Origin of the sequence: Actinomyces qiguomingii (genome assembly GCF_004102025.1) — a bacterium.
GTDB classification, from domain to species: Bacteria; Actinomycetota; Actinomycetes; order Actinomycetales; family Actinomycetaceae; genus Actinomyces; species Actinomyces qiguomingii.
In genome coordinates this window covers 202662-226590 of sequence record NZ_CP025228.1, presented here as the reverse complement: position 1 = coordinate 226590, position 23929 = coordinate 202662, and the positions used below count along the sequence as shown (strand labels likewise).

23 protein-coding genes and 1 pseudogene are annotated in these 23929 nt (G+C 62.4%); 12 read left to right on the top strand and 12 right to left on the bottom strand.

Translation table 11 applies throughout. The features are described from left to right. The first annotated feature begins 386 nt into the window (after window positions 1–386). The 6 genes from CWT10_RS01010 to CWT10_RS00980 all read left to right on the top strand — a co-directional run bounded on the left by CWT10_RS01010 (window position 387) and on the right by CWT10_RS00980 (window position 7397). The gene (locus CWT10_RS01010; RefSeq protein ID WP_103062933.1) at window positions 387–1355 is read left to right on the top strand and encodes a sensor histidine kinase; all 969 of its coding nucleotides are present in this window, start codon (window positions 387–389) and stop codon (window positions 1353–1355) included. Then, on the top strand, window positions 1345–2067 hold the full coding sequence (locus CWT10_RS01005; RefSeq protein ID WP_103062932.1) for a response regulator transcription factor: 723 nt from the start codon (window positions 1345–1347) through the stop codon (window positions 2065–2067). The genes CWT10_RS01010 and CWT10_RS01005 overlap by 11 nt, the downstream gene beginning before the upstream one ends. A 254-nt stretch (window positions 2068–2321) precedes the next feature. Then, a complete protein-coding gene (locus CWT10_RS01000; protein ID WP_103062931.1) occupies window positions 2322–3386 on the top strand; it encodes an ABC transporter substrate-binding protein in 1065 nt (354 codons plus the stop codon). A 175-nt stretch (window positions 3387–3561) separates the two neighbouring features. After that, the gene (locus tag CWT10_RS00990; RefSeq protein ID WP_103062929.1) at window positions 3562–5310 is read left to right on the top strand and encodes an ABC transporter permease; all 1749 of its coding nucleotides are present in this window, start codon (window positions 3562–3564) and stop codon (window positions 5308–5310) included. A 103-nt stretch (window positions 5311–5413) separates the two neighbouring features. Next, complete coding sequence (locus tag CWT10_RS00985; RefSeq protein WP_103062928.1) at window positions 5414–6589, top strand: ABC transporter ATP-binding protein; 1176 nt, start codon at window positions 5414–5416, stop codon at window positions 6587–6589. A 337-nt stretch (window positions 6590–6926) separates the two neighbouring features. Then, complete coding sequence (locus CWT10_RS00980; protein ID WP_128683197.1) at window positions 6927–7397, top strand: hypothetical protein; 471 nt, start codon at window positions 6927–6929, stop codon at window positions 7395–7397. Here CWT10_RS00980 and CWT10_RS00975 read toward each other — a convergent pair. Genes CWT10_RS00975 through nrdF form a run of 3 tightly spaced genes read right to left on the bottom strand, consistent with a single transcriptional unit; the run spans window position 7335 to window position 8805 of the window. Beyond that, complete coding sequence (locus CWT10_RS00975) at window positions 7335–7625, bottom strand: hypothetical protein (protein WP_103062927.1); 291 nt, start codon at window positions 7623–7625, stop codon at window positions 7335–7337. The two genes, CWT10_RS00980 and CWT10_RS00975, sit on opposite strands and share 63 nt — an antisense overlap. Window positions 7626–7632: 7 nt before the next feature. Then, window positions 7633–7791, bottom strand: coding sequence for a hypothetical protein (locus CWT10_RS16710; RefSeq protein ID WP_158247633.1), 159 nt, complete (start codon window positions 7789–7791; stop codon window positions 7633–7635). Window positions 7792–7830: 39 nt separating this feature from the next. After that, the gene (gene nrdF, locus CWT10_RS00970; protein WP_103062926.1) at window positions 7831–8805 is read right to left on the bottom strand and encodes a class 1b ribonucleoside-diphosphate reductase subunit beta; all 975 of its coding nucleotides are present in this window, start codon (window positions 8803–8805) and stop codon (window positions 7831–7833) included. 191 nt (window positions 8806–8996) lie between these two features. Here nrdF and CWT10_RS00965 point away from each other — a divergent pair, with 191 nt between their 5' ends. The 5 genes and pseudogenes from CWT10_RS00965 (at window position 8997) to CWT10_RS16705 (ending at window position 13717) form a co-directional block, all read left to right on the top strand. After that, the gene (locus tag CWT10_RS00965; RefSeq protein ID WP_158247632.1) at window positions 8997–9500 is read left to right on the top strand and encodes a helix-turn-helix domain-containing protein; all 504 of its coding nucleotides are present in this window, start codon (window positions 8997–8999) and stop codon (window positions 9498–9500) included. Between the two features lie 72 nt (window positions 9501–9572). Further along, window positions 9573–10346, top strand: a complete 774-nt coding sequence (locus CWT10_RS00960; RefSeq protein WP_103062924.1) for a transposase family protein — start codon at window positions 9573–9575, stop codon at window positions 10344–10346. Window positions 10347–10354: 8 nt separating this feature from the next. Further along, a pseudogene (locus tag CWT10_RS00955) lies at window positions 10355–11020 on the top strand (IS630 family transposase); the annotation flags it as partial. A 1267-nt stretch (window positions 11021–12287) separates the two neighbouring features. Next, window positions 12288–12563 (top strand): hypothetical protein, encoded by a 276-nt coding sequence (locus CWT10_RS00950; protein WP_128683196.1) that lies wholly within the window; start codon window positions 12288–12290, stop codon window positions 12561–12563. 1004 nt (window positions 12564–13567) lie between these two features. Next, window positions 13568–13717, top strand: a complete 150-nt coding sequence (locus CWT10_RS16705) for a hypothetical protein (protein WP_158247641.1) — start codon at window positions 13568–13570, stop codon at window positions 13715–13717. 502 nt (window positions 13718–14219) lie between these two features. Here CWT10_RS16705 and CWT10_RS16700 read toward each other — a convergent pair. After that, window positions 14220–14705 carry a protein kinase domain-containing protein gene (locus CWT10_RS16700; protein WP_158247642.1) on the bottom strand — a complete coding sequence of 162 codons (486 nt, stop codon included), beginning with the start codon at window positions 14703–14705 and terminating at the stop codon, window positions 14220–14222. 418 nt (window positions 14706–15123) lie between these two features. Here CWT10_RS16700 and CWT10_RS16695 point away from each other — a divergent pair, with 418 nt between their 5' ends. After that, the gene (locus CWT10_RS16695; protein ID WP_158247643.1) at window positions 15124–15294 is read left to right on the top strand and encodes a hypothetical protein; all 171 of its coding nucleotides are present in this window, start codon (window positions 15124–15126) and stop codon (window positions 15292–15294) included. Between the two features lie 48 nt (window positions 15295–15342). Here CWT10_RS16695 and CWT10_RS00935 read toward each other — a convergent pair whose 3' ends face one another. The 8 genes from CWT10_RS00935 to CWT10_RS00905 form a co-directional block, all read right to left on the bottom strand. Continuing rightward, window positions 15343–16362, bottom strand: coding sequence for a PP2C family serine/threonine-protein phosphatase (locus CWT10_RS00935; RefSeq protein WP_244936764.1), 1020 nt, complete (start codon window positions 16360–16362; stop codon window positions 15343–15345). Window positions 16363–16384: 22 nt separating this feature from the next. Beyond that, entirely contained in the window at window positions 16385–17014 is a 630-nt protein-coding gene (locus CWT10_RS00930) for a vWA domain-containing protein (RefSeq protein ID WP_280525567.1), read from the bottom strand. A 764-nt stretch (window positions 17015–17778) separates the two neighbouring features. Then, the gene (locus CWT10_RS00925) at window positions 17779–18240 is read right to left on the bottom strand and encodes a transposase (protein ID WP_425320997.1); all 462 of its coding nucleotides are present in this window, start codon (window positions 18238–18240) and stop codon (window positions 17779–17781) included. Between the two features lie 51 nt (window positions 18241–18291). Continuing rightward, window positions 18292–19128, bottom strand: coding sequence for an ISAs1 family transposase (locus CWT10_RS00920; protein ID WP_244936763.1), 837 nt, complete (start codon window positions 19126–19128; stop codon window positions 18292–18294). A gap of 4 nt (window positions 19129–19132) precedes the next feature. Then, window positions 19133–19597, bottom strand: a complete 465-nt coding sequence (locus CWT10_RS17200) for a transposase family protein (protein WP_244936762.1) — start codon at window positions 19595–19597, stop codon at window positions 19133–19135. Window positions 19598–19671: 74 nt separating this feature from the next. Next, window positions 19672–21132, bottom strand: coding sequence for a hypothetical protein (locus CWT10_RS00915; protein ID WP_128683195.1), 1461 nt, complete (start codon window positions 21130–21132; stop codon window positions 19672–19674). Between the two features lie 65 nt (window positions 21133–21197). Beyond that, complete coding sequence (locus CWT10_RS18115) at window positions 21198–21854, bottom strand: variant leucine-rich repeat-containing protein (RefSeq protein WP_483396348.1); 657 nt, start codon at window positions 21852–21854, stop codon at window positions 21198–21200. 246 nt (window positions 21855–22100) lie between these two features. Next, the gene (locus CWT10_RS00905) at window positions 22101–23807 is read right to left on the bottom strand and encodes a variant leucine-rich repeat-containing protein (protein ID WP_128683193.1); all 1707 of its coding nucleotides are present in this window, start codon (window positions 23805–23807) and stop codon (window positions 22101–22103) included. Window positions 23808–23929 lie beyond the last annotated feature (122 nt).

The following is a 23929-nucleotide window of genomic DNA, read 5'->3' as shown; positions in this document are numbered from 1 at the left end:
GCGCACTCACCCCCGGCCAGCCGGCCATCGTCGTTCCACCACCGTTCCTCCGCGGCACGACGGGCCCGCAGCGACATGTCGGCGACCGCCGCCGGCGCCCCATGTAGGTTAAACGTGCGTCAGAGGACCTCGGTCCCGATCTCGGCCATGTAACCGCGACTGAAAAAATTTGCTTACGCCCCCGACACATTTTAGTGACATCCATCACAGAATGGCACGCCAGAAAGTGGCATGGTCACCGCAAGGGGCGCGTCAAAGGCGACGGGTCCCATCGTCGGTCTCCCGGCCCCCGCTCCCACCGGGCGGGTCCGGGGCCACCGTCGAGCCCCTCCCCACGGTTACACCCCCGCCCGGGAGCGGTGCGCCAAACCGGGCATGATGGGGACATGAGCACCTTACTGAACGCGGCCGTCGGCTGGATCCTGGTCGCCGCAGCAGTCATCGCCGCGGTGCTCGCAGCGCACTGGCGCCGGGACCTGCTGCTCGCCCGCCGTGACAACGCCCGCCTGCGGGAGTCCGCGCAGCGCCGATCCACCCCCCGGGACATCCTCGCCCACGAGATTCGCACTCCCCTGGCCCTGATCAGCGCCTCCGCCGAACTGCTCGCGGAGGAGACGCCGGGAGACCTGAACGAGGTGCAGCGCCGCTTCGTCACCACAATCCTCGACAACGCCCGTGACGCCTCCCAGATGGCCGAGGACTTCCTCACCGAGGCCCGCCTGGACCACGAGGTGCTCTCCTTGCGAACACAGCACGTGGAGCTGCGCGGACTCGTGCGCGAGCTCATCCAGGAGATGCGCCGCTCGGCCCACACCACGATCCGCCTGGAGAGCCACGGCCGGCCGGTGCGCATCGAAGCCGACCGCGGACTGCTGCGTCAGGCGGTCGCCAACACGGTGACCAACGCCCTGCGACACTCCGACGGCGGCACCGTGACTGTGCACATCAGTGCGGACACCGACGACGCCCTCATCACCGTAATGGACGACGGCGTGGGCATGAGCCGCCAGGAGCGCAGCCGGGCCTTCATCCCTTATGCGACCTCCAACCCCCTGACGGCGCCCTCCAGCCGTGGCGCCGGGCTGGGCATGATGGTCACGCAGCGGATCATGGAGGCGCACGGCGGCCGCGTACTCATCGATACGATCGCCACCCGGGGCACAACCGTCTACCTGACGCTGCCGCTGCGCCCCGACACCCCGCCGTCTGGCGCAGCGCAGGACGTGGCGGGGGATGACGCAGTGGGGGATGACACCCCGCCCGCCATTGCGGCGCAGGACGACGCAGCACCTGTGCGCCCACAGACACGCAACCACCGCAGCGTGGAAGTGAAGGAGAAATCCGATGACGCATGACCCGGAGGTCGGGCCACCACTGACCAAACCCGTGGCGCTGGTCGTCGACGACGAACCGCAAATGCGCTATGTGGTCACCTTTGCGCTGGAGACACAGGGATTTGAATGCCTGACCGCGCCCGACGCACAGACCGCCTGGGAGATGCTCTCCGCCCGCGCAGTGGACCTGGTGGTCTTGGATGTGATGCTGCCCGGCGACTCCGGGGTGAAGCTGTGTCAGCGCCTGCGCGGCACCGGCAACCAAGTCCCGATCATCCTGCTGACGGCCATGCGCGACGAGCCGGACCGGATCGCCGGCTTGGAGGCCGGCGCCGACGACTACGTCACTAAGCCCTTCTCCCCACGAGAGCTGGCCCTGCGGGCGCGCGCCGTCACGCGCCGCTCCGGCACTGGACCCGCGCCAATAACAAACGGCCCCCTGCGGATCTCAACGGAGACCGGACGCGTATCCTGGTCCGGGCGCAACGTGCCGCTGCCGGACACCGAGTCTCGTCTACTGGCGGCCCTGGCCAGGCGCCGCGACGCCGTCGTCACCTGGCAGGAGCTGCTCAACGAGGTGTGGGGCACCAGCGACGAATCCGGAGGGCGGGAAATGGTACGCACGACGATCTATCGGCTGCGCCGTCACCTGCAGGCGCATGACGTGCCCGCAGACATTGTCGTGGCCGTGCGCGGACGCGGCTACCGCATGCCTCCCTTGGACCGGGACTGACCCTCGCCGCACCACCCCCACCCGCCGAGTTCGGTCGATATGACTGCCGAGTTCGGTCGACGTTACTGCCGAGTTCGGTCGATATGACTGCCGAGTTCGGTCGACCTCGGCGGGTGGGGGTGGTGCGGAGCGACGAAAATGACACGCCTGTCACAGTTCGCGACCGTCGCCCCATCGCCCCTGGAACGTGCGCCATGCATCATGGTGGTGACTTGGCGCACAGCTGCGCCCTACACATTCCGAAAGGCACTCCCATGCGTACTTTCTCGCGGTACGGCACCGCGCTGCTAACGGCTGTCATGGCCGGCGGACTCGCCCTGTCCGGCTGCGCCGGCACCACTGACTCAGACTCATCCGCCAGCGGATCCGCCGAGGGCCCGATCACCATCGCCTGCGGCGCGATGGAGGATCTGTGCCAGGCCTGGACCGACAAGTTCACCGAACAGACCGGCATCCAGGCCACCTACGTGCGCCTGTCCTCGGGTGAGACCGTCGCCCGTCTGGCCTCCGCCAAGGACAACCCCGAGTTCGACGTCTGGCACGGCGGCCCGGTCGACGGCTATGGCGAGGCCGTAAACCAGGGGCTGATCGAGCCCTACACCTCCCCCGAGGCAGAGAAGATCCCCGACGAGTACAAGGACCCCGACGGCAACTGGACGGGCGTATACATCGGCGCGCTCGGCTTCTGCTCCAACCAGTCCCAGTTGGACAAGCTGGGAGTGGACACCCCTACCTCCTGGGACGACCTGCTCGACACGAAGCTGAAGGGCCAGATCTCCGTGGCCCAACCCTCAACCTCCGGCACCGCCTTCACCACCCTATGGACCCAGGTGACGCGCCTGGGCGGCGAGGACGCCGGCATGGAGTACATGAAGAGCATGCACAACAATGTGCTGCAGTACTCCAAGTCGGGAACCGCCCCCGGCCAGATCGCCGGGCGCGGCGAGGCCGCCGTCGGCCTGGTCTTCTCCCACGACTGCGTGAAGTACCAGGAGGAGGGCATGACGGACCTGGTCGTGTCCTTCCCCGAGGAGGGCACCGGCTACGAGGTCGGCGGCGTCGCCCTGGTGGCGGGTTCCAGCCACAAGGAGGCCGCCCAGGCCTACATCGACTTCGCCATCTCCGCCGAGGGGCAGAACGTCGGCCAGACGGTGGGCTCCTACCAGGTGCTGACCAACCCCGACGCCGACACCTCCGACAAGATGGCGAACCTGGACGACATCAACCTGATCGACTATGACTTCGCCGCCGCGGCCGATGCCAAGCCCGACCTGACTGCCCGCTTCGACGAGGAGATCGCCGCCGAACCAAAGGAGTAGGCCCGACGCGCACCACCGTCGGCCGGCGCGCTCCCCGCCCCGGGAGCCCCGGCCGACGGCGCCCAAGGAGCCCCGGCCGACGGCGCCGCCTCACCGGCCCCAAACGCCGTCGTCCCGCCCACACCACCGGCCGACGCCGCACCCAATTCAACGAGGACTACTCAGAGGACCACTCATGACCTCAAGCGCGACACCGCTGACAGCCTCCTCCCTCACCCAGGCCCCACCCGCCCGGGCCTCCGGACGCAGCCGCACCCACGTCAAACAGGATCCGGTGACCACGACGATCCTTGTGGCCGTGCTCATCGTGCTGGTGATGCTCGTCCTGCTGCCGCTGGGCCGTGTGCTGGGCGAGGCCCTCTCCGCGGACGGACTGGCCGTGCTCAGCAAGCTGGCCTCCTCCCGCACCAACCGCTCCACCGTCCTGAACACTCTGGTGCTCGGCACGGTGGTGGGCACCATCGGCACCCTGGTGGGATTCCTGCTGGCTTATGTGCAGGTGCGGGTGGCCTTCCGCGGCAAGCGCCTGTTCCACCTGATCTGCCTGCTGCCGGTGGTCTCCCCACCCTTCGCGGTGGCGACGGCGTCCATCACCCTGTTCGGCCGCAACGGCATCATCTCCACCCAGCTGCTGGGCCAGGAGTGGAACATCTACGGCCTGCCGGGACTGACACTGGTGCTGTCACTATCCTTCTTCCCGGTGGCCTACATGAACCTGGTGGGCATGCTGCGCAGCCTCGACCCGGCCATGGAGGAGGCGGCCGCTTCCCTAGGGGCCTCCAAGTTCACGGTTTTCCGTACGGTGACGCTGCCTATGGTGGTGCCCGGCCTGGGAGCCTCGTTCCTGCTGCTGTTCACCGAGGCGATCGCCGACCTGGCCAATCCGCTGGTGCTGGGCGGGGACTACACGGTGCTCGCCTCGCGCGCCTACATCGCCATCAACGGCGAGTACAACATCGCGGCGGGGGCCGCCTACTCCCTGGTGCTGCTGGTGCCTGCGCTGCTGGTTTTCCTGCTGCAGCGGTACTGGTCGGGCCGGTCCTCCACGGTGACGGTGACGGGCAAGCCGACCGGCTCCTTCGAGCTGCTGCGCGCCAATGTGGCCCGCATCCCCCTGCTGGCCGTATCCGTGGCGGTGCTGGCGCTGGTGGTGACGGTGTACGCGGCCGTGGTGGTGGGCGCCTTCGTGGAGATCCTCGGCGTGAACAACTCCTTCACGCTGCGGCACTTCGAGTACCTGCTGTCCGGCATCGGCAACGAGTCAATGATCGACACCACCATCTTGGCGCTGATCGCCACCCCGATCGCGGGCATTTTGGGCATGCTCGTGGCCTGGCTGGTGGTGGTGCGCATGCGGCGCGGCGCCGCCGTGGTGGACTTCCTGGGCATGCTGGGCCTGGCCGTGCCGGGCACGGTCATCGGTATCGGCTACCTGGTGACCTTCAACCGTCCGGTGGCGCTGTTCGGCGTCAACATCATCCCCCCGCTCGCCACCGGAAGCGCCATCGCGGGCGGCGCCGTCGCCATTGTGATGGTGTACGTGGCACGGTCCATGCCCGCCGGGCAGCGCTCCGGCATCGCCTCCCTGCAGCAGATCGACAAGGCAATTGACGAGGCCTCGACGTCGTTGGGGGCCTCGGGCGCGCAAACCTTCCGCCGGGTGACGCTGCCGCTGATCCGGCCGGCCTTCCTGACCGGCCTGGTCTACGCCTTTGCCCGCTCCATGACCACGCTGTCCCCGATCATCTTCATCACCACCCCGCACACCAAGATCATGACCTCCCAGATCCTGGCGGAAGTGGATGCGGGCCGATTCGGCAACGCCTTCGCCTTCTGCACCATCCTCATCCTGATCGTGATGACCGTGATCGGCGGCCTGAACCTGCTCATTCGCGGCACCGGCGCGGGACGGGAGCCGCGCTGAGGCAACCGTTCAGCACCGGGGCACGACGGCGTCGTCGTCCCTCCCAACCATTCCGCACCAGCCATGCCCCTGCCAATGGGGCGAGAGCCAAGGAGGCTCCCACATGACCACTTCCACCACCACCTCCACCGAGCACTCCGACAACTCCGCCGCAAGCAAGGACGCCCCCACCGGGCACCTGGAGTTGCGCGACGTCGTCAAAGTGTTCTCGAACCGCGGCAAGGACGTGTACGCCGTGCACGGGGTGAGCCTGGACGTCGCCCCCGGGGAGTTCATCACCTTCCTGGGCCCCTCCGGTTGTGGCAAGACCACCACGCTGCGCATGATCGCTGGCTTTGAGAACACCACCGAGGGGCAGGTCATCCTCGACGGGCAGAACATGGTGTCCCTGCCGCCCAACCGGCGCCCCATGTCCATGGTGTTCCAGTCCTACGCCCTGTTCCCGCACCTTTCCGTGCGTGACAACGTCGGCTACGGTCTGAAGCTGCGGCGCACGCCCGAGGCGGAAATGCGCGAGCAGGTGGACGTGGCGCTCACGTCCATGAACCTGACCTCGCTGGCGGACCGGGCCCCCAATGAGCTGTCCGGCGGCCAGCAGCAGCGGGTGGCGCTGGCGCGCGCCATGGTGGTCCAGCCCAAGGTGCTGCTGTTCGACGAGCCGCTGTCCAACCTGGATGCGAAGCTGCGCGTGCGCATGCGCCTGGAGATCCGCCGTCTGCAGCAGCGCATGGGCATCACCTCGATCTATGTCACCCACGACCAGTCCGAGGCGATGACCATGTCCGACCGGATCGTGGTGATGAACGCCGGGCGGATCGAGCAGGTGGCCACCCCGGAGGAGATCTACCGGCGGCCCGCCTCCACCTTCGTGGCGGACTTCATCGGCCGCGCCAACTTCCTGCAGGCGAGGGCGCAGGGCGTGGCCGCGGGCAAATGCGGCGTGCAGGTACTGGGGCGCGGCGTCGAGGCCGCCTGCCATGAGGCCGTGCGCGACGGCGACGCCGTCACCGTGGTGGTGCGCCCGGAGTCGGTGCGCCTGGAGCCGGTCGGTGCGCAGGATGCCGCCGCCGGGGCGGGTGAGCTCGTGGGCGACATGGGCCGGGTGCTGTCGGCCGTGTTCTACGGCGACCACGTGGAGTACGAGGTGGAAACCCAGGTGGGCACCATCGTCTGCGTGGAGTCCGATCCCGACGTCAGCGCAGTGCACGCGGAGGGTGATGTTGTGCGCGTGGGCTTCGCCGCCTCCCGCGCCTGGGTTCTGCCCGACGACGGCGAGTGAGCCGTCAGCCCTCGCCCACCATCACGTACGCAGGCATGCCGCTGATGCTTCTCTCGGTGGCCGTTAACGGCGCCTGCGCCGTGAAATTGCGCCGCTAGCGCTCAGTCGCGCAACTCCTGCGCGGCCGCAGGGCGCGTTGGGCACGCCCCTTCGGTGTTTACTACGCCGGTTAGGCCTGTGCTGAAGGCTCCGGAGCCCTTCAACAAACGCCTAACCGGCGTACTACAGCCCGAACCGGCGTAGTAGACGACCCCGGCCCCGGGCGCCGAGACACCGCCGGTGCCGCATCGTTGCGATCACACAGACACCACCCGTCACCATCCCGTAATCTAAGGGCGTGACAAATACAGCCAACACCGGCAATCCCACCGGCCCGGTTTCCGCCGGCTACCTGTATCAGACACTGCGCGGTGCCCTGCTGTGGGCGGGCCTGGCCTGCATGGTCGGCGCGGCGATCAGCCCGTGGTATCTGCGTGCCCCCACCGGATATAGCAGGGGCGACGTGGGTACGTTAGGTCTGACGGGGATGCTCTTCGGCCCGGAAAGCCTGGGACCGGCGAAATTGCATGCGGCCGTAGGCGTTGCTCTGGCCATCACGCTGTGGTTGTGCGCCCTGGGACGGGTAGGAGCCAACAGCGACCGGGTAGATGCCGCAATAGCGCTGATGACGGCACTCACCCCACTCGCACTGATCGCGTCCCACGCGGCTCTCACCAATAGTGTTGGCGCCACACCCGGCGTGGGATTACCGCTGATGCTCCTCTCGGTGGCCTTCAACGGCGTCTGCGCCGTGAAACTGCGTCGCTAGCGCTCTCTCGCGCAGCTCCTGCGCGGCCGCATACAGGGCGTCCGGGTCGGCGCGCCCATGCGGGTAGGGCGTGTCCGGGATGATGACGCCGTCGGCGTCGAGGTCGAAGGACACGCAACTGCCGGAAGAGTCCGGGCCGTCCGTCGTCTCGGAGAGCCACCTGCGGGCACAGAGCGTTACCGAATCCAGCCCGGGCGTTCCCTCCGCCGCGGCCAGAACCGCCGCCACCTGCTCCTCAACCGTCGGCGTCGGGGCGCGTGATCCGGAGGGAGTCGGGGCGGGAGACGATCTCCGCCTCCACTACGAGGCGCTCCGGCATGAGTTCAGGCATGGCCGGGTAACGGTGCGTCGTCGCCGTAAGCACGGCGTCCTGGCCGCCGGCCCAGGAGTCCACCTGCCGGCTCAGCCGACTCAGCGGTCCCTGTCCTCACCCTCAGAAGTCCCAGTCCTCGTCCTGGGTGGCCTCCGCGGTGCCGATGACGTAGGAGGAGCCGGAGCCGGAGAAGAAGTCGTGGTTCTCGTCCGCGTTGGGGGAGAGCGCGGCGAGGATCGCCGGGTTGACGTCGGTGGTGTCGGCCGGGAACAGCGCCTCGTAGCCGAGGTTCATCATCGCCTTGTTGGCGTTGTACCGCAGGAACTTCTTCACATCCTCGGTCAGGCCGAGTTCGTCGTAGAGGTCCTCGGTGTACTGCTCCTCGTTGTCGTACAGCTCCATGAGCAGCTCGATGGTGTAATCCTTCAGCTCGGCCTGGCGCTCGGGGGAGGCCTCGCGCACGGCCAGCTGGTACTTGTAGCCAATGTAGTAGCCGTGCACGGCCTCATCGCGGATGATCAGGCGGATCAGGTCGGCGGTGTTGGTGAGCTTGGCGTGCGCCGACCAGTACATGGGGGCGTAGAAGCCGGAGTAGAACAGGAAGGACTCCAGCATGGTGGAGGCGACCTTGCGCTTCTCCGGGTCATCGCCGCGGTAGTAGTCCAGGATGATGCGGGCCTTGCGCTGCAGGTTCTCGTTCTCCTCACTCCAGCGGAAGGCCTCGTCGATCTCGGCGGTGGAGATCAGGGTGGAGAAGATCGAGGAGTAGGAGCGGGCGTGCACCGACTCCATGAAGGCGATGTTGGTCAGCACCGCCTCCTCGTGCGGGGTGCGGGCGTCCGGGATGAGGGAGACCGCACCGACGGTCCCCTGGATGGTGTCCAGCAGGGTCAGGCCGGTGAACACGCGGGTGGTCATGTTCTGCTCGGCCTGGTTCAGCGTGGCCCAGGACTGGACGTCGTTGGACAGCGGCACCTTCTCCGGGAGCCAGAAGTTGCCGGTGAGCCGGTCCCAGACCTCCAGGTCCTTGTCGTCTACGAGCCGGTTCCAGTTGATGGCCTGGACGCGGTCGATGAGCTTGATGGGCTCAGGCATGGGGTCCTCCCGGGTGTGCTCAGCTGAGGCACCTCATGCTACCGACGACGGCGCCCCGCCCCCGCTCGTGCCGACGTGAGATGCCCCGCGGCCGGGGCCGGCCCCTGGTCCATCAGCTAGCAGTGGTCAAGCTTCGCGCTAGTGTCGTGTGTCGTTAATTCCTGAACGGTTGTTTGGGTGGGATGATGGGCATGGCTAATCGTCCTGCTCCTGGTGTGGTGCTGCGCGAGGGTGATCGTGGTGAGCTGGAAGGGCTGGTGCGCTCGCGCAGTGCGCGGGCGGGGCTGGTGCGGCGGGCGCGGATTGTGCTGCTGGCCGCGGACGGGGTGTCCAACACCGAGATCGCCCGGCGGGTGGGCGCCTCGCGTACCACGGTGATCGCGTGGCGGGACCGCTACCAGCGCCTGGGCATGGACGGCCTGGAGGATGCCGGGCGTCCGGGGCGGCCCCGCAAGGTGGACCACGCCGCGGTCGTGACCGCCACGCTGACCCCGCCCCCGAAGTCCTTGGGGGTCACCCACTGGTCCACCCGGCTGCTGGCCTCCCGGCTGGGAGTGTCGGCGGCGACGGTGGCCAGGGCCTGGAGGGCTTACGGGATCAAGCCGTGGCGGGAGCAGTCCTTCCGGTTCTCCACCGATCCCGGAGGGTTATTCATAGGGGGTGTGGGTGATTCGCGACACGCGCATAGAGGGTAAGGGTTAGGACGGCCTGCTCCTGAGACGCTTTGGGTGTCATAGTCCAAACTTCTCAGAAAGCAGACCGCCACCATGAACGCTAGCACGAAACTCGACCCCCACCAGCTCACTGACCTGTGCGCCATCTTGCACAACCAGGGAGATCTGCCGGTGGCCGGCAGCCGGGTCCTGGGCCTGTACCAGCGCGTGAAGCTGACCGTGATGGCGCTGCGCCACAACATCAGCCAGGAGCTGCTGGCCGAGATCTTCGACATCTCCCAGCCCACCGCCTCCCGCATCATCGGCGCCTACACCACCCTGATCGCCCACGCCCTGGGAGACAGCGTGCCCACGGTGGAGGACCTGGATCCCACCCAAACCCTGATCATTGACGGAACCGTGCTGAAGTGCTGGGACTGGAAGGGTGTCCCGGGCCTGTTCTCCGGCAAGTACCGCACCACCGGGCTGAACGTACAGGTGGCCTGCACCCCCTCCGGGGCGATCGCCTGGGTCTCGGACCCGCTACCCGGAGCCACGCATGACGCCGCCGCGCTGCGGGCCAGCGGCCTGCTGGACGTCCCACCCGACCACCTGCCCGACGGCGCTACCGCTGCCCTCCATATCGGGGATAAGGGCTACCTCGGGCTGGGCATGACCACCCCCATCAAGAAGTTACCCGGGATGCCCCTGCACGAGGCCGACAAGGCCTTCAACACCTCGATCAACCGCATCCGCTACATGGCCGAACGGACCATCGCCAACCTCAAAACCTGGCGCGTCCTACACACCGGCTACCGCCGACCCATACAAACCTTCCCAACAACCATCACCACCGTACTCGCCCTCACCTTCACATACACCCCATGAATAACCCTCCCGAGCTGGTCGGCAAGGTCACCGACATCTGCGGCCTGTACCTGGGCACCAACCCCGACGTGCCAGATAACGCGATCGTGCTGTGTGTGGACGAGAAGTCCCAGATCCAGGCACTGGACCGCACCATGCCGGTCCTGCCCATGCAGCCCGGGCTGATCGAGCGCCGCAGCAGCGACTACGTCCGGCACGGCACCACCACCCTGTTCGCGGCGCTGGAGATCGCCACCGGCAAGGTCACCGCCGTCACCAGGCCCCGCCACCGCCACGAGGAGTTCCTTGCCTTCCTGCGGCAGGTGGACAGGGCCTACAAGGACGCCGTCGACCCGGACACCGGAGAACGCGTCCAGCTGCACCTGGTCATGGACAACTACGCCACCCACAAGCACAAGGACGTGCGCGCCTGGCTGGAGGGCCGCCCCCACATACATGTCCACCACGCCCCCACCCACGCCTCCTGGATGAACCTCGTGGAGGTCTGGTTCTCCCTGATCGAGCGCCAGGCCATACGCCGCGGCGTCTTCAAGTCCGTGCAGGACCTGAACAACAAGCTCCGCGCCTACATCACCGGCTGGAACAAACGCGCCCACCCATTCACCTGGACCAAAACCGCCGAACAGATCCTCACCAAAGCCAACCGTCCAGGAATTAACAAAACACGACACTAGCATTCATAACTGACGGCTCGTTCTTTGAGGCTATTCGATGGACAAACGAACCCGGGCAGGAACGAGCCGTCCGAGCACTCGCCCACCACACGCCCGTGTTGACAATCTCCCACACCCTCATGTCAGCTCCAGATGCATGTCTACAATCACCACCAACCCAGCGGACACCCCTCTATAAAGCAACGTTAAACTCGGAGAATATCGGCTCATCTATCTTCTCATCCAGCCACCCTTGGACCTAGAGCACGCCGACGGGCGTCCCACCATGTCAAACAAGCAGCCAGAACATAGCCCACGGCGAATCCAAATGGCACCAAGTACCAAGATTCCGGCTTGAGAGACTCTTGATAAAGTTGGTACATAAAGCAGAGCAAACCAACACTAGCGCCCGCACATCCCACCGAAAACGGATCATATCGATTGGATTTACGCTGAACCAACAAGCGAGCAATGAGACAGACTAGCCATACGGCGACTACTGCCCGCCCCAGCATTCCATAAAGAGTTCCTGGGCCGTCGCCCGCGGTGGATCCTGTCTCCCCATTCATAAAGACTACATTCATCAGGCGGTCACCTAAAACCAGAGTTCCGAATGATGCAACAACTGGAGTAAAAAGCCACAATCCTGCAAGAACGAGTGCAAACTGCCCGAATTCTGAGACAGTAGTGCGTAACGGGATCCTCTCAGTCTTTGGGGACCGCGAAGAAGAGGCAGGCGACGTCGTCGACAAGTGGTTCCTCTTTGATCGACTCGCATCACCGGAAATAACTTCCTCAAATGGACTAGGCTTAGCGTTGGGCGACTGAGGCGTCCTATGATTTGCAGCCTCTGAATGAGTGGAAGCTATCTTACACCATGGACAGGCGGTGTTGTGAGGAGGGTAGACATGGCCTGGATCACGCTTACAGACGGTCATCTTTTGCCTTCGCTCGTAGTGGCGGGGTCCGGCCATGCAACAGCGAAACTTGGCACCTTGTTTCGGCGCTGTAGCCGGGAGCTGTTCGCTAATAGTACCACGCTGCAGTGAGCCTTTCTCATCAGGGTTGGGGGTGGGGTGTTGGGGATCGTTGGGGTGGTGCGGGAAGGTGGGTGTGTTGTTGGTGGGTGCACGCGGAGCCTTCCGGCAGCATGGGTTTCGGCCAAAAGAAACCATGCCCGGAAAGAGGCCCCGCGCGGGTGTCCTATCGTGCCACCCACGGGCGTGTGGTGTAGCGGTGCGGGGTCCTTCCTTGGGCTGGTTGAACTGCACCGGGTTTGATGGAGGCAGTGAATGCACTGAAGGGTCACTGCCGGGAGTGCTACCCATGGAAGTATCCCGAGGAGTTGCCGGTGGCGGGTTACCCGGATGGTTGTGGAGGGGCCCGCCGGGACCTGGAGAGGTCTAAGGGGGCGAACCTGGAGGATCGCCCAGGAGCTGGGTGCCCCGCCCCTGAGGCGCTGCGTACTTGGGTGAAGAAGGCCGAGGTCGATGCAGGCTCCAGGCCGGGAACCACCACATCCGATGCCGAGCGGATCCGGGAGCTGGAGGCCGGCAAGCCGTGAGCTACGCAGGGCGAACGCGATATTGAGGAGCGCGTCAGTTGTCTTTCGCGGCGGAGCCAGGCCGCCCGTCCCGCTGATCTGTGAGTACATCGATTCTCACAAGGGAGGAGCTGCGGGGCCTGTGCCGGTACTGCCAGGTCCTGACACAGTCAGGCACCAAGATCGCCCCGAGCACCACTTGCGCGGCCAAGTCCCGTCCCCCATCGGCAAGGAGTAGGCGCGACCAGGCCCTCAAGGCCGAGAACCGGGCGGGTTCATGAGAAGAACTACTGCGTGCTGGGCGCCAGGAAGATGCACGCGATGGGGGGCCGTCCTGAGGCCTCTGAGCGGCATGGGCTGGGACATGCGGCGCCCGCTGCACCGTCGAGCGCCTGATGCGGGCCATGGGCCTGCACGGCCACCGGCCGCTGCCCGAGTCGCCCAGGACGACCCGGTCGGCTCCCAAGGAGCAGTGCCCCGCGGACCTGGTGAACCGGCACTTGTCGGCTTTCAGGCCCAACGAGCTGTGGGCCCGTGGGCATTCCCCCACTAGGTGGGAGGTACCCCCACCTATGTGCGCCCCCTGTCCGGGTGGGTGTACGTGGCTTTCGCCCGCCAACGTGCTGCTCCCGCAGGATCATCGGCTGGCAGACCACCCGCCAGCCCGTGACGCTGACCTGGCCCAGGGGCGCCCTGAGGATGGGTGTCTGGCAGCACCCGGCGCGAAGGGGCGGACCCGGGAGGGCCTGATTCACCACACGCGGCCGGGGCGGCTGTACCGGGCGATACGTTACGGGCAGGCCCCTCCGACTGCGACGCGGTCGCCTCGGTGGGATCCAAGGGCGATCTCCTTTCGGTTTCGCGCTGGCCGAGGCCCTCAACTCGCTCTATAAGGCCGAGCTGATCCTTGGGCCGTCACTATCTCAACGAGCATGGGCCCTGGCAGGGCATCGAGGACGTGGAGCTCGCCACTGCTGAGTGGGCGCAACTGGTCGGGCAACACCCGGCCTCGCTCCACCATCGGCATGCGCGCCCCGATCGAGCACGAGCAGGCATACACCCCACCAGACGACACCGACACCACCGCCATCGGCGACACCGCCGCCGACGCCCAGGATGTCGGTGAGCAGACCACCACCAACCAACCCCAGCCGGCAACCACCGGCGCCAGATAAACCACCCTCCACAAAACCCGGGCCTTGACAACGCAGCGGCGCGACCTCTCCGGTTTCAGGATTGTTTGCACCACCTATCGTCACCGGCGGGTCGCGCCGCACCCGCACCAACACACCGAAAACCCCTAACAACCCCCTACCCTGCCACCGACTTTGCCGCCCCCCTGGCTACCGCCGCCTGACCGAGCCACCCAACACCATCACCCGGACCACCAAACTCGAACTCTACCGAACCGGACGGTGAAACCACATCAATAACAGCCGAAACGACCCAACGCGCGAGAAATACTCATCTATCACAACGTCCGATACATCTTGTCCAGCGATTCACACCATTCTCCGGGGGTAGGCCGCACCGCTGGATTTCTGGCTCCACCCGAGCCAAGGGCACGTTCTATTAGCGCCCGGATATCTCTAGGAAGAATGGACAAAGGCGGTGCAGCCCGCATCGGCTCAAATGGAGATCCTGGCCCACCGGAGTAGTATCCCATACTTATGCGCCTCAGAACTCCAGGGGATCTCCATCTCCTCTCCAAGCACCCCCTCGAAATGGTTGTGCACCATCAAGTAGCAGCATGTAAATATGCACACCAAGAGCGAACAGATCTGACTCTTGGCCGCGAACTACTTTATGGAAATCGACACCCTGCAACTCTGGGGCAGTATACTCGGGACGACCAACTTCGCAAAGGTAAGTGTGCCGCCCCCTGGTGAACTGCATGGAGTCACAATCAACCAAGGAGACCAATGCTGTGCGCATCACTAGAATATTACGTTCGTTGAAATCGCCGATCACAACTCCAGCGTTATGTATCATCTGAACCGCCGATGCCAAATTATACGCCGTTCGAGTCAGATATCTGAAATCGAAGTCCCGAGCCCACTGTGGGCAGCCAGGCATTGGGGCAAATCGATCTGCTCGATTCGTAATCTGATGGACCTCTAAAGCGTCCTTGACATCGATCTTAGGCATGACGAAACCGGCCACCGTTCCGTTCCTTAGCAGAACATCCTCCGGCCAGGCGAGGACTATGTGACCGTCGTTTCTGCGGGTCCTCGGTGTTTCCCGCACCATAGCGTGCACTTTCTGACGTTTCCTATTTAGCCCGTCGTTCTTCCTACGTCGTGCATCGATGCTAGTAATACCCCGAAACTCGGTATGAAAAACCTTAGCCACCCAGTCCGGACGACCGTGAACGTCAGCAATGTATCCCTCTCCTCCTCGCGACACCGATGCCCGATCCAGCCCGACACGGCCTCCCTGGCCGAGTTCGTATATGTCCATCGCAGATCCCCCGCCAATAAACCCTTCTTGGAAGCCAAGCATACCTGTCCCCGGCCGATACACAATCGTCAGTGTTTACATCTCGGTGCTCGACAGGGCGTAGCTATGCTTGCACATAACAATGATCACGTATTTCACCTCCTACCACTCGATGAAGATCGAAGATCGAAGCATTGAGTTTCTCGACGTATTCCTCGCCGACAGTCACCAGCGGACTGATAACGTCAACAATCCAGGTAGTGTCGCCCTGTTCACTTGCCGCTCGGACAGCAGCGATGAACGCGCGAAATGATACAGAAACCGGGAGACTTAGCTCTGAGCGTTCCGCCACCAATGTCAGTCATCCCCCTACAAAACGCATGAAACACCGAAACCAGTATAGAACCCGCTGAGTAAGTGTGCGCCTCTCATCCATCCTGTCTCGTGACTCGGGTACAACGTCAGTGGCAGCAAAAGGAGCGTTCTTTTCTTGGAGGGTGTTTACGACCACTATATGACTTGATGAAGTCGACTCGTATTGGTCAGTACCAAAGGGCGAAGCAGATTCGCCCTGGCTCCATGACGACGAATGCTCGGTAAAAGCTTCCGGATCAGTACGGGTTCCGACAACCAAAGTTTTGTCGTCTCCCGTTTGATCGTCGAGCTTATCGAGAAAGGTTTCCAAGGATTTCGTTGTAACTACCGATGGCACCGTTAGCTGTTTCCATATAGAAACGAAGAAAGGTGCGTACGCGGTGCCACCCTGCTGCTTGTTGAGAATCTTATAGCTCAATCCGTCAGTACTAATCGCAAAACTGTTTCTTCCACCTCGTATATATTCGAATCGTAAGTGACCATCCAACGCTCCCGAACTAGTAACGAAAACGGTTTCGTTGGCGTATTCACCTTTAGCTTCCGGTATTCGCGCGGATGGTTTTCCTTCAAAGTCACATACGATGATCCCATCACCAACTTGCGCGAATACCGCAGCGTTAGGTGACAGAACCGCGACCGTTAGAGTAGTAGATAGTGCTTTCGGAGAAAGATCCATGCGGCGGGATCGTCTCTCAATAGCCAGAATAACCTGCAGAAACAGCTTCTCAATGGCCAACCTTGCGGTTGCCTCGCTAGCGGCATATTTAACGAGTTCAGTAGCATGCTGCTTCACAACTTGGCACGCGGTATAGGATCCCCACGCAGACGTACCCGTTTCGCTCCCCGCGCCATCGGCAACGGCAGCAACAACCGAATCGCCTCCATTTACGAGTATGTAAGAATACGCGTCATCAGAGCCCGAGCCGACCGCTGTATGCGATTTCCCGGCTACGGACGCTCCGGAAACCGACCACACGCCCCGCTCCTCATATAGTTCGGCAACCATAGCTCTTGTAAAGAATCGCTCGTTATTGGAGAGTTCCCCACCCCACCGGTGGAAGAGCAATCTGCTCACCGGGCTCCCGGTGAGAGCTATCATCATAACCGAAGTTAACGGATTCAGATACTGACGACAGGGAGGCCGATAGCCACTGGAACATTTCCGCAAAAGCTAGCCCGTTCAGTTTAAGCGGCCCACGCTCTTTACTTACACGTTTGAGGACATCCCAATTGACGTTCTCACCTACCCCTACCGCAAACACTTCAACGCGCTTTTCTGCTTCAGCCTGATTCAGGCGTCGAAGAGCTTCTTCGAAACCCTCGTGATTAGGGGCTCCATCTGTCATGAGAAACAGCCAAGGGCGGAAGTACTCAAGATGTTGAGCTCGATATTGACTCTTTCTTTCTTCGAGTTGATCAAGAGCAAGATTAATTCCGCCAGCCATATCCGTCGACCCGTCAGTCTCGAACTCCGTCGGCTGCAATCTCTGCGCCTCTTGAAACGGTATGACAACGTGAGCAGACGTTCCGAAAGTTACCACTGACACTTCAGCTCGTTTCCGTGCGAGCGGGTCGTTCTGGATTTCATCAATGAACACCTTGTATCCATCCGAAAGAGCGGTAATTGGAGCTCCAGACATTGAGTACGATACATCCATAACTAAGACACAGGCGACCCGAGGATCATGATTCTGCTCGTTAACGGGTACGTACAGCTCAAGTTCTCTATTCATTGCGTGGACCTTTCGTTCAGAAGTGTGGGGTCGTGATGGGACCCATTTACTTGTATTCCGTGGTATTTCCAAACATAGCAACGGTGCGTTAAGTAACCGCGATAAGTCGATTACGGGATGGGACACGCCCGCCACGTCGCGGCCCTGATTGACGCTAGCTATAAGCGGCTCGAGCAGGAAGTGGAACGTCGACGTCTAAGGCATTCTGGAATGAGTGTACGGTGGCGGATCTAGGATGGTCTGGTTGATACAGGAAAAGTCACACATCGTGGCGGCCTACTTTTGAAAAGTCTTAAGACATCAAAGACAGCAAACCACTCATGGAGCTGTCCTCTACGAATGCGACCTTGGCTGGACAACCTATCGTCTACCGTGATGGCCTCCATGGTCGGGGCAAACGAGTCCGGTGCTGTTGCATGCCGAACACGTCAACGGGTCGCCTAATAGACTCAACCTGCGCTGCCCGTCACAGGCACTGCACGTAAACAGCTTCTTGAAGCACTTGGTGCACGTCATCGTGTCTCCTCCTGAGCGAGACGTTGGGACTTGAATGGCTCTCAGATTGTCAGCGGATGCTCACTTTACACCCCCCCCCCCCCCGATCGGGGCCTAGAGTGCAATGTTAATCGTTACCATACACATCATATTGTTATTTACGGTAGAGCCCAGTACATTTGTATCTAGTTCTTCTACTCGCGGGCGCTACTGCATGTCACTAGCGTACTCGCCCTAAGGGCGTGTTGTGTAAGTCGTTTGAGCCAGTGGTCGATGCTGGCGATGTGGGTGGTGGCTTGGTAGCGGACGGCGAGCTTGTCGTACTTGGTGGCCAGGGCCCGGTTCTGCTTGAGCTGGCCGAAGCAGCGCTCCACCGTATTGCGGTCCTTGTACGCCGTAGGGTCGAAGGCGGGCGGCCTGCTCCCGGCGCTGCCGCGTCGGCGGCGGTGGGCGGCCTGGTCTTTCTTGACGGGGATGGTGGCCTTGATGTGGTGGGCTCGCAGCCAGGCCCGGTTAGCACGGGATGAGTAGGCCTTGTCCGCGAGCACCATCTGCGGCCTGGTGCGGGGCCTTCCCGGTCCCGGACGCGCTACCCGGATCTTGTTCAGGACGGGGATCATCATCGGCCCATCGGCCGCCTGCCCGGCGGTGAGCAGGCGCGCCAGGACCCCGCAGGCGGCCAGGGGCTCGGCAAAGTCGTTGGGTGGTTAGGGGGTTGTTAGGAGTTTGATGGCTTTGGTGGGTCTTCGTGTCATGGCCCGGTTGGCTGAGGCGATGCTGGCGGTGGCCGGGTCGTCGTAGATGGTGCGGATGAGGCTTATGGCCAGGTTCCGCAGGGTGGCCATCACCTGCGGCCCGGAGCCGGTGCGCAGTTGGTGGCGGTCCTCGTCATAGGTCACGTCCCGTACCCAGTGGAGGCGGTTCTCAATGCTCCAGTGGCCTTGTATCCAGGCGGCGACTTGCTCGGGCGGGGCCTGCTCGGGCGGTATGGAGCAGATGAGGTAGACGACCTCGGTGCTGCGCCTGGTGCTGCGCTTGCTGTTCTTACCGCGGGTGTGGGTGGTGCGGGTGCGGCGTACCTGTAGTACTTGGGCGGCGCCGGGGAAGTCGATCCAGTCCGGCGTTGCCACGGCTTTGATGGTGCGGCGCACCCGCCGCCCATGAGAGCAGTCAACCCCCGACACGGCGGGGACGTCCTTCCAGGGCAGCGCCTTCAGTTTCGCCCTGAGACTGGGCTGGTTGTTCTTGACCGTCAGTAGGTAGTCGGCGCCCCGGGAGGTGATCCACTCGGCGGTGCTGGTCTGGGTGTGCAGGGCGTCGGCGGTGATGACCGCGCCGGTAAGGTCGTGGGGTGCCAGCAGCTGTTTCAGGGCGGGTATCTCGCTGGTCTTGTCTTCTACGCGCTGCTGGGCGAGCACCGCCCCGGTGCCCTGGTCCAGGGCCGCCAGCAGGTGCGGGGCCCCACCGCCACCATCGCCGCTGCCATCACCGCCGCCATCATCACCGTCTCCGCTGTTGTTGTTCTTGGGTTTGGCGCCGCGCATGGTCTCACCCGTCCACCGCGATAATCCTGCGTCCGTCGATGGCGCCGGTGCGGGTGAGCACCCACGAGGCGATCCGAGCGTCAAGGTCGTCGGCGTCCAGGCCGGCCAGGGCGCGGCCGATGGTGGACTCCGAGGGGATGTCCCGGTCTTGTGGTAGTCCCAGTTGCCGTAGTTGGCCGCCGGTCAGGTCCTGGGCGTGCTCCCAGATCGCCAGCAGGGTGCGGCACCCGGCCAGCACCCCCACCGCCGCCAAAGCCAGCACAGTGTCCAGGCGGTGACGCACCCCGCGCCGATCACGCGGGTCCGGGACACCCTTGAACACTCCGGTAAGGGGCTGGCGCGACAAGGGGGCGGTGGGGGATGATGACACAGCGGCGCGACCTTCCAAGGCAATGGCTTTTTCGAACACCTCCATCGTCTCCGGCGGGTCGCGCCGCACCCCCACCAACACGCCGAAAACCCCTAACAACCCACAACCCAGCCAACGACTTTGCCGAACCCCTGGTTCTCCTCCCCCGAGTCGCCGGTTCTGGGGCAAAAGGCTCAGTAGTACCAAGAACCGTGAGTTGACTCACACATACCGCCTGACCAGAGCGAGTAATCCCTGTCCCCGCAAGTCTGGCCGTACTCTCCGGCGTCGCTTCCGAGCGATGACGCGTAATAGAGACTATCGCACGCCGCCATATCTCCCGCGGTACACTGATTGTAATATTCATCCAAATAGGCGCCAGACCCATACTCGTTGTCGTCGTAGCGCGCGCCCCACTCGACGTCCTGTAGTTGCGATACGATGTCGAGAATCACGACTAATGGAGTGGCGATAGCCGTGGATTGACTAAGTACGTCCGTTAAGCCGTCGGCATTGTCGGGATCCATTCCCGCGTCCGTGAAAAGGTCATAAAGGCCGTTAATGGCGCGATCAGACGGACGCAATTTGAAAAAGTTAACCACCGTCGCAAGGCTAGATACATGCCACGTGCCACCATTCTTCTCGACGACTATCCCTAGTTGATTGGGGTTGGCGAGTTGGCGCGTGAAATCAACCGTTACCGTGTCGTTCTCTGAGGAGGGCAAACTGATGTCCACTGAACCATCCCTGAAGGACCAGGTGACCATCTCATCCTCATTAGCGGTACTAATGGTGACTGTTGAAGTACCGGGGTGGACAACGGAACGGTTGTTCCCGATATCAGTGGAAGTCAGGCCCCAATTAATCTGTACCCTCGCGGATTCGCGCTGATAGTAGGCATTGTCGTCGCCGACAAGGGTTGACCCATACACCATCGCTAGGCGGCGCTCCGGCAGAGCGAGTAGACCCGTAACGGAATCGTCGAACATGTCGCTAGGTCGGCGTGCGTTCAGGGCCGTGTCAATGACCTCTTCAACTGCGGCTTCGGGAGACTCTGCGCCCCGCGCCGTGGCGAAATCGGCCTCATAGTTGGGGGAAGCCGTACGGTCGTCCCACAGTGCCCGTCTCTGGTATTCCCATTGGGCGAGCGTCATGGTAGGTGAGATATACCAGCGCCCACCCTCCTTTACAAGTACTACCTCAAGGGGGTGGTCGCTAAAGAAGCTCTCCGTGACCTCACCGCTGTAGCGGGCCTCTGAGAAGTCAAGGCTAGAGAAGAAGTCATTCTCTTTGTCGGTGAGGGAGTTAGCTTTAGCCGCTTCGTACCGCATGCGCAGAGTATCCGCCAGACTTTGGTTAATCGTTACGTCTAGTGTCCAGGAGGAAATGGAGGCGACTGCAAGTCCGTTGGACTTCTGATCGACGGAATAGACCATTTCGGATGCGTTGATATTGAGCGAGTCCAAGTAGCTGTCGATAGCATCCTTGGAGAACATGGCGCCGGGTTCAGACTTCGATTTGCCGCCTGAATCTGAACTATTCGAACTACTAATCTCGTCGGCCGAACCTGTCAGCAGACTGGCCTCCGCCGGCGACACCATTTTGAACAAAGATATGAAGTCCTTATTAGGAATGGCCTGTGAAAAAGTACTCATTACTTCGTCGGGAGAAGAGGCTCCCAGCTGCGTCAGGTGCCGATATACCGCGATCGAGCCACCCCCTATCGCAAGGACCACCGCGAGAACAATAACAACCGGTGCCCATTTCCTCCGGTCGTGTTTGCTATCGATCTGATTCGGGGGCGGGGGAACGCTGCCAGACGGAACCGGTGCCGGGGACGGGGGCGGGGGAACGCTGCCAGACGGAACCGGTGCCGGGGACGGGGGCGGGGGAACACTGCCAGACGGAACCGGTGCCGGGGACGGGGCGGGGGAACGCTGCCAGACGGAACCGGTGCCGGGGACGGGGGCGGGGGAACGCTGCCAGACGGAACCGGTGCCGGGGACGGGGGCGGGGGAACGCTGCCAGACGGAACCGGTGGCTGAGATGTGGCTGCGTCGAAGGGCTGCTGACGAAACACAGTGGCGATCCCCGGGCCAGCAGCAACGTCAAGTGCTTTCGAGTGGTCGTCATCGGCCAGGTGAGTAGACGGAAAGTCGCCATCATATCCGTCTCGCTCCGCAGGCGCCTGTATAACCGACGTGCGATGTGCTGATGCCTGCAGAGCCTCGTGAACCACTGGGTCGTCTATCTGACCGAGCCAGTCTCGCAGATCGGGGTAGATCGCAGGATTCGCTGCCAGCGCGGCCCACAGGTCGGGGCGCTCCGCCGCCATCCGAGCCATGTCATGTGGACTAGTATTCGGATCGCTGGCCATTTCTGGAGAGAACTCTGATAGTTCTGTCATGGTGTACCTTTCTTGGACCGACGTGGTTCAGCTAGGCAGATACCTAGTTCGTGGGAGAAGCGGGGAGTACGGGGAGTGGCCGCGTAGCCACGCGCCACAGTCCACAACGCTGTTTCAGGTGCACGAGCGAAGCTCGTTCGGTGTGGAACTGGCCATTACTTAAGCCTCCTGTCATAACGGATATGACCAAACGTGCGGCGATGAGTATGAATATCACTAGCTTGCGGGAGCTAGCGCTACTAGTTCCCACTCTTCATAATCGAGGGATACGACGAGTTCCGGTGAGACTAGGTAGCCTGAGGCAATCGAGCGGTCGATAGTGATAGCTGAATCATCGATTGGGACAACGTACACAATGTTGGGCGCTACGTTGTTGTCTGACGTTGTGTAGTACACAAATAGTTTCTCGTCTGCACACATGGAGGCGCGCTCGTTATGGTGCCACCCTATTGATGATATGACGCCGTATGAGTCCGTGCCACTCCAGCTATTCGCCCCGTTGCTTATGGTGAATGTTCCGGTTATGCCATCATTGGGATCAGCTTCGTCAAGAACCTCAATCCACATATCCGACCAGGATGCGTCGCTCGCTGCGAGAACTGACCTTAGTTGCTCTCCCGTCCATTGCGACATAGGAGATAGTGCCCTGGTGGATAGACTGTCGGAAGAGCTGCCGTCAATCGTTGCGGTGATATCGCCTTGTGCCGACATTATTACATAAGTGCCCACAAAGGCGCCATCTTCGACGGTCTCTTCACGGAAAAAATACCAGCCGTCAGCCAGCAAGTGAGGCAAGTGAGAACTATTGAGTTGTTCGTGATCGACGTCGGCGTGTAGCTCGATGACTTCACCGCTTTGAATATCGATCGCTTGATGAGGCTTGACCTGCGCCACTGTTCTATCGCCCCACTTGGCGATATCTCCATCTATCGTTTCGTCACGTACGGTCCATTCTGACAAGAAAGACGTCCATTTTGGAGAACTGATATTCGGATGCTGCCAACCGCTGCAGTATCCTTCCTTCTCGCACGCGAATATGATGTCTTCATCAATTCCAAACGTTGCCAGTGAATCGCTCCAGGGCGCACGGGTGGGCGAGCCATCGTCGGAAGCCAATAACGTGTCGCCGACAACCACATAATTCCCCCAGAATCCAGTAGTGGTGCAAATGTAGAACGATGAGGCACATGCTGCGTCTTGTGTAAGTTTAGTTTGCCACTGCTTAGCTGGCTCACTTCCAGTGATGTCGTACGCTGTGACCTGGGAAAAAGAGACGGTTTCTTGATGGGCAAAGTCCGCGAGTTCTTGATTGGCGGATGCTGTCGAACGCGCCACGATCAGTTGGTCGCCAGCGGTACTTACCCAGGCATTGTCATACGGGCCAATGTCGAGTCTCCACCGTTCGCTAGTGCCGTTGGCCCAACCGGGCGAAAGCAGATCGTTCAGATTTCTGACATTGGCGTCCGAGGAGCGGTTATGTGTGGTGGCATAGATCGTGGTGGCAGCCAGGACAGCGACGACAACGGCTGCGACGACTACGAGGGGCTTGCGACGTGGTCGAGCTCCATGCGGTATTGTCAACGTGAGGCCAGGGCCGGCGTTATTGGGTGAAGGGAAGGCGGACGCCGCCCCCGGAAGAGGAAGTCTCACCGCATCTACGGCCTGTGTCTGTACAGCGGCGGATTGTGTGGTGTTGGGGTTGGTTTGGGTGTTTCGCTGTTGTAGGGCTCGTTGTACGGCGGGATCGGTCGATTGGCTTAGCCAGGTGAGTAGGTCTGGGTAGGTCGAGGGGTTGACTGCTAGTAGTGGGTGAAGATCTGGCCGGCTGGCGGCAATACGGGCGAGCTCGACCAGCGGGGTGTTGGGACATTCCGCCGCAAGGCGGTCCTGGTCGGCAGGCGGCGGAGGAGGAGGCGTTGTCATGGCGATAGGCTTGGAGTGCTGGGTGTTTTTGGACTGTTGCTTGTTGCGCGTTTGTCAGGCTGGTTTCGGGGTGGCGGCCTGCATTAGTTCGCGTTCGAACTGGTTGGGTGTGCGGTACCCGA

Excerpts from the sequence above, each read along its gene's own strand:
- CWT10_RS01010 (WP_103062933.1), top strand. The coding sequence starts at position 387 with ATGAGCACCTTACTGAACGCGGCCGTCGGCTGGATCCTGGTCGCCGCA.
- CWT10_RS01005 (WP_103062932.1), top strand. The coding sequence starts at position 1,345 with ATGACGCATGACCCGGAGGTCGGGCCACCACTGACCAAACCCGTGGCG.
- CWT10_RS01000 (WP_103062931.1), top strand. The coding sequence starts at position 2,322 with ATGCGTACTTTCTCGCGGTACGGCACCGCGCTGCTAACGGCTGTCATG.
- CWT10_RS00990 (WP_103062929.1), top strand. The coding sequence starts at position 3,562 with ATGACCTCAAGCGCGACACCGCTGACAGCCTCCTCCCTCACCCAGGCC.
- CWT10_RS00985 (WP_103062928.1), top strand. The coding sequence starts at position 5,414 with ATGACCACTTCCACCACCACCTCCACCGAGCACTCCGACAACTCCGCC.
- nrdF (WP_103062926.1), bottom strand. The coding sequence starts at position 8,805 with ATGCCTGAGCCCATCAAGCTCATCGACCGCGTCCAGGCCATCAACTGG.
- CWT10_RS00965 (WP_158247632.1), top strand. The coding sequence starts at position 8,997 with ATGGCTAATCGTCCTGCTCCTGGTGTGGTGCTGCGCGAGGGTGATCGT.
- CWT10_RS00960 (WP_103062924.1), top strand. The coding sequence starts at position 9,573 with ATGAACGCTAGCACGAAACTCGACCCCCACCAGCTCACTGACCTGTGC.
- CWT10_RS16705 (WP_158247641.1), top strand. The coding sequence starts at position 13,568 with ATGCGCGCCCCGATCGAGCACGAGCAGGCATACACCCCACCAGACGAC.
- CWT10_RS16695 (WP_158247643.1), top strand. The coding sequence starts at position 15,124 with ATGATCACGTATTTCACCTCCTACCACTCGATGAAGATCGAAGATCGA.
- CWT10_RS00935 (WP_244936764.1), bottom strand. The coding sequence starts at position 16,362 with ATGGTTGCCGAACTATATGAGGAGCGGGGCGTGTGGTCGGTTTCCGGA.
- CWT10_RS00930 (WP_280525567.1), bottom strand. The coding sequence starts at position 17,014 with ATGGATGTATCGTACTCAATGTCTGGAGCTCCAATTACCGCTCTTTCG.
- CWT10_RS00920 (WP_244936763.1), bottom strand. The coding sequence starts at position 19,128 with ATGCGCGGCGCCAAACCCAAGAACAACAACAGCGGAGACGGTGATGAT.
- CWT10_RS00915 (WP_128683195.1), bottom strand. The coding sequence starts at position 21,132 with ATGAGTACTTTTTCACAGGCCATTCCTAATAAGGACTTCATATCTTTG.
- CWT10_RS18115 (WP_483396348.1), bottom strand. The coding sequence starts at position 21,854 with ATGGCCAGCGATCCGAATACTAGTCCACATGACATGGCTCGGATGGCG.
- CWT10_RS00905 (WP_128683193.1), bottom strand. The coding sequence starts at position 23,807 with ATGACAACGCCTCCTCCTCCGCCGCCTGCCGACCAGGACCGCCTTGCG.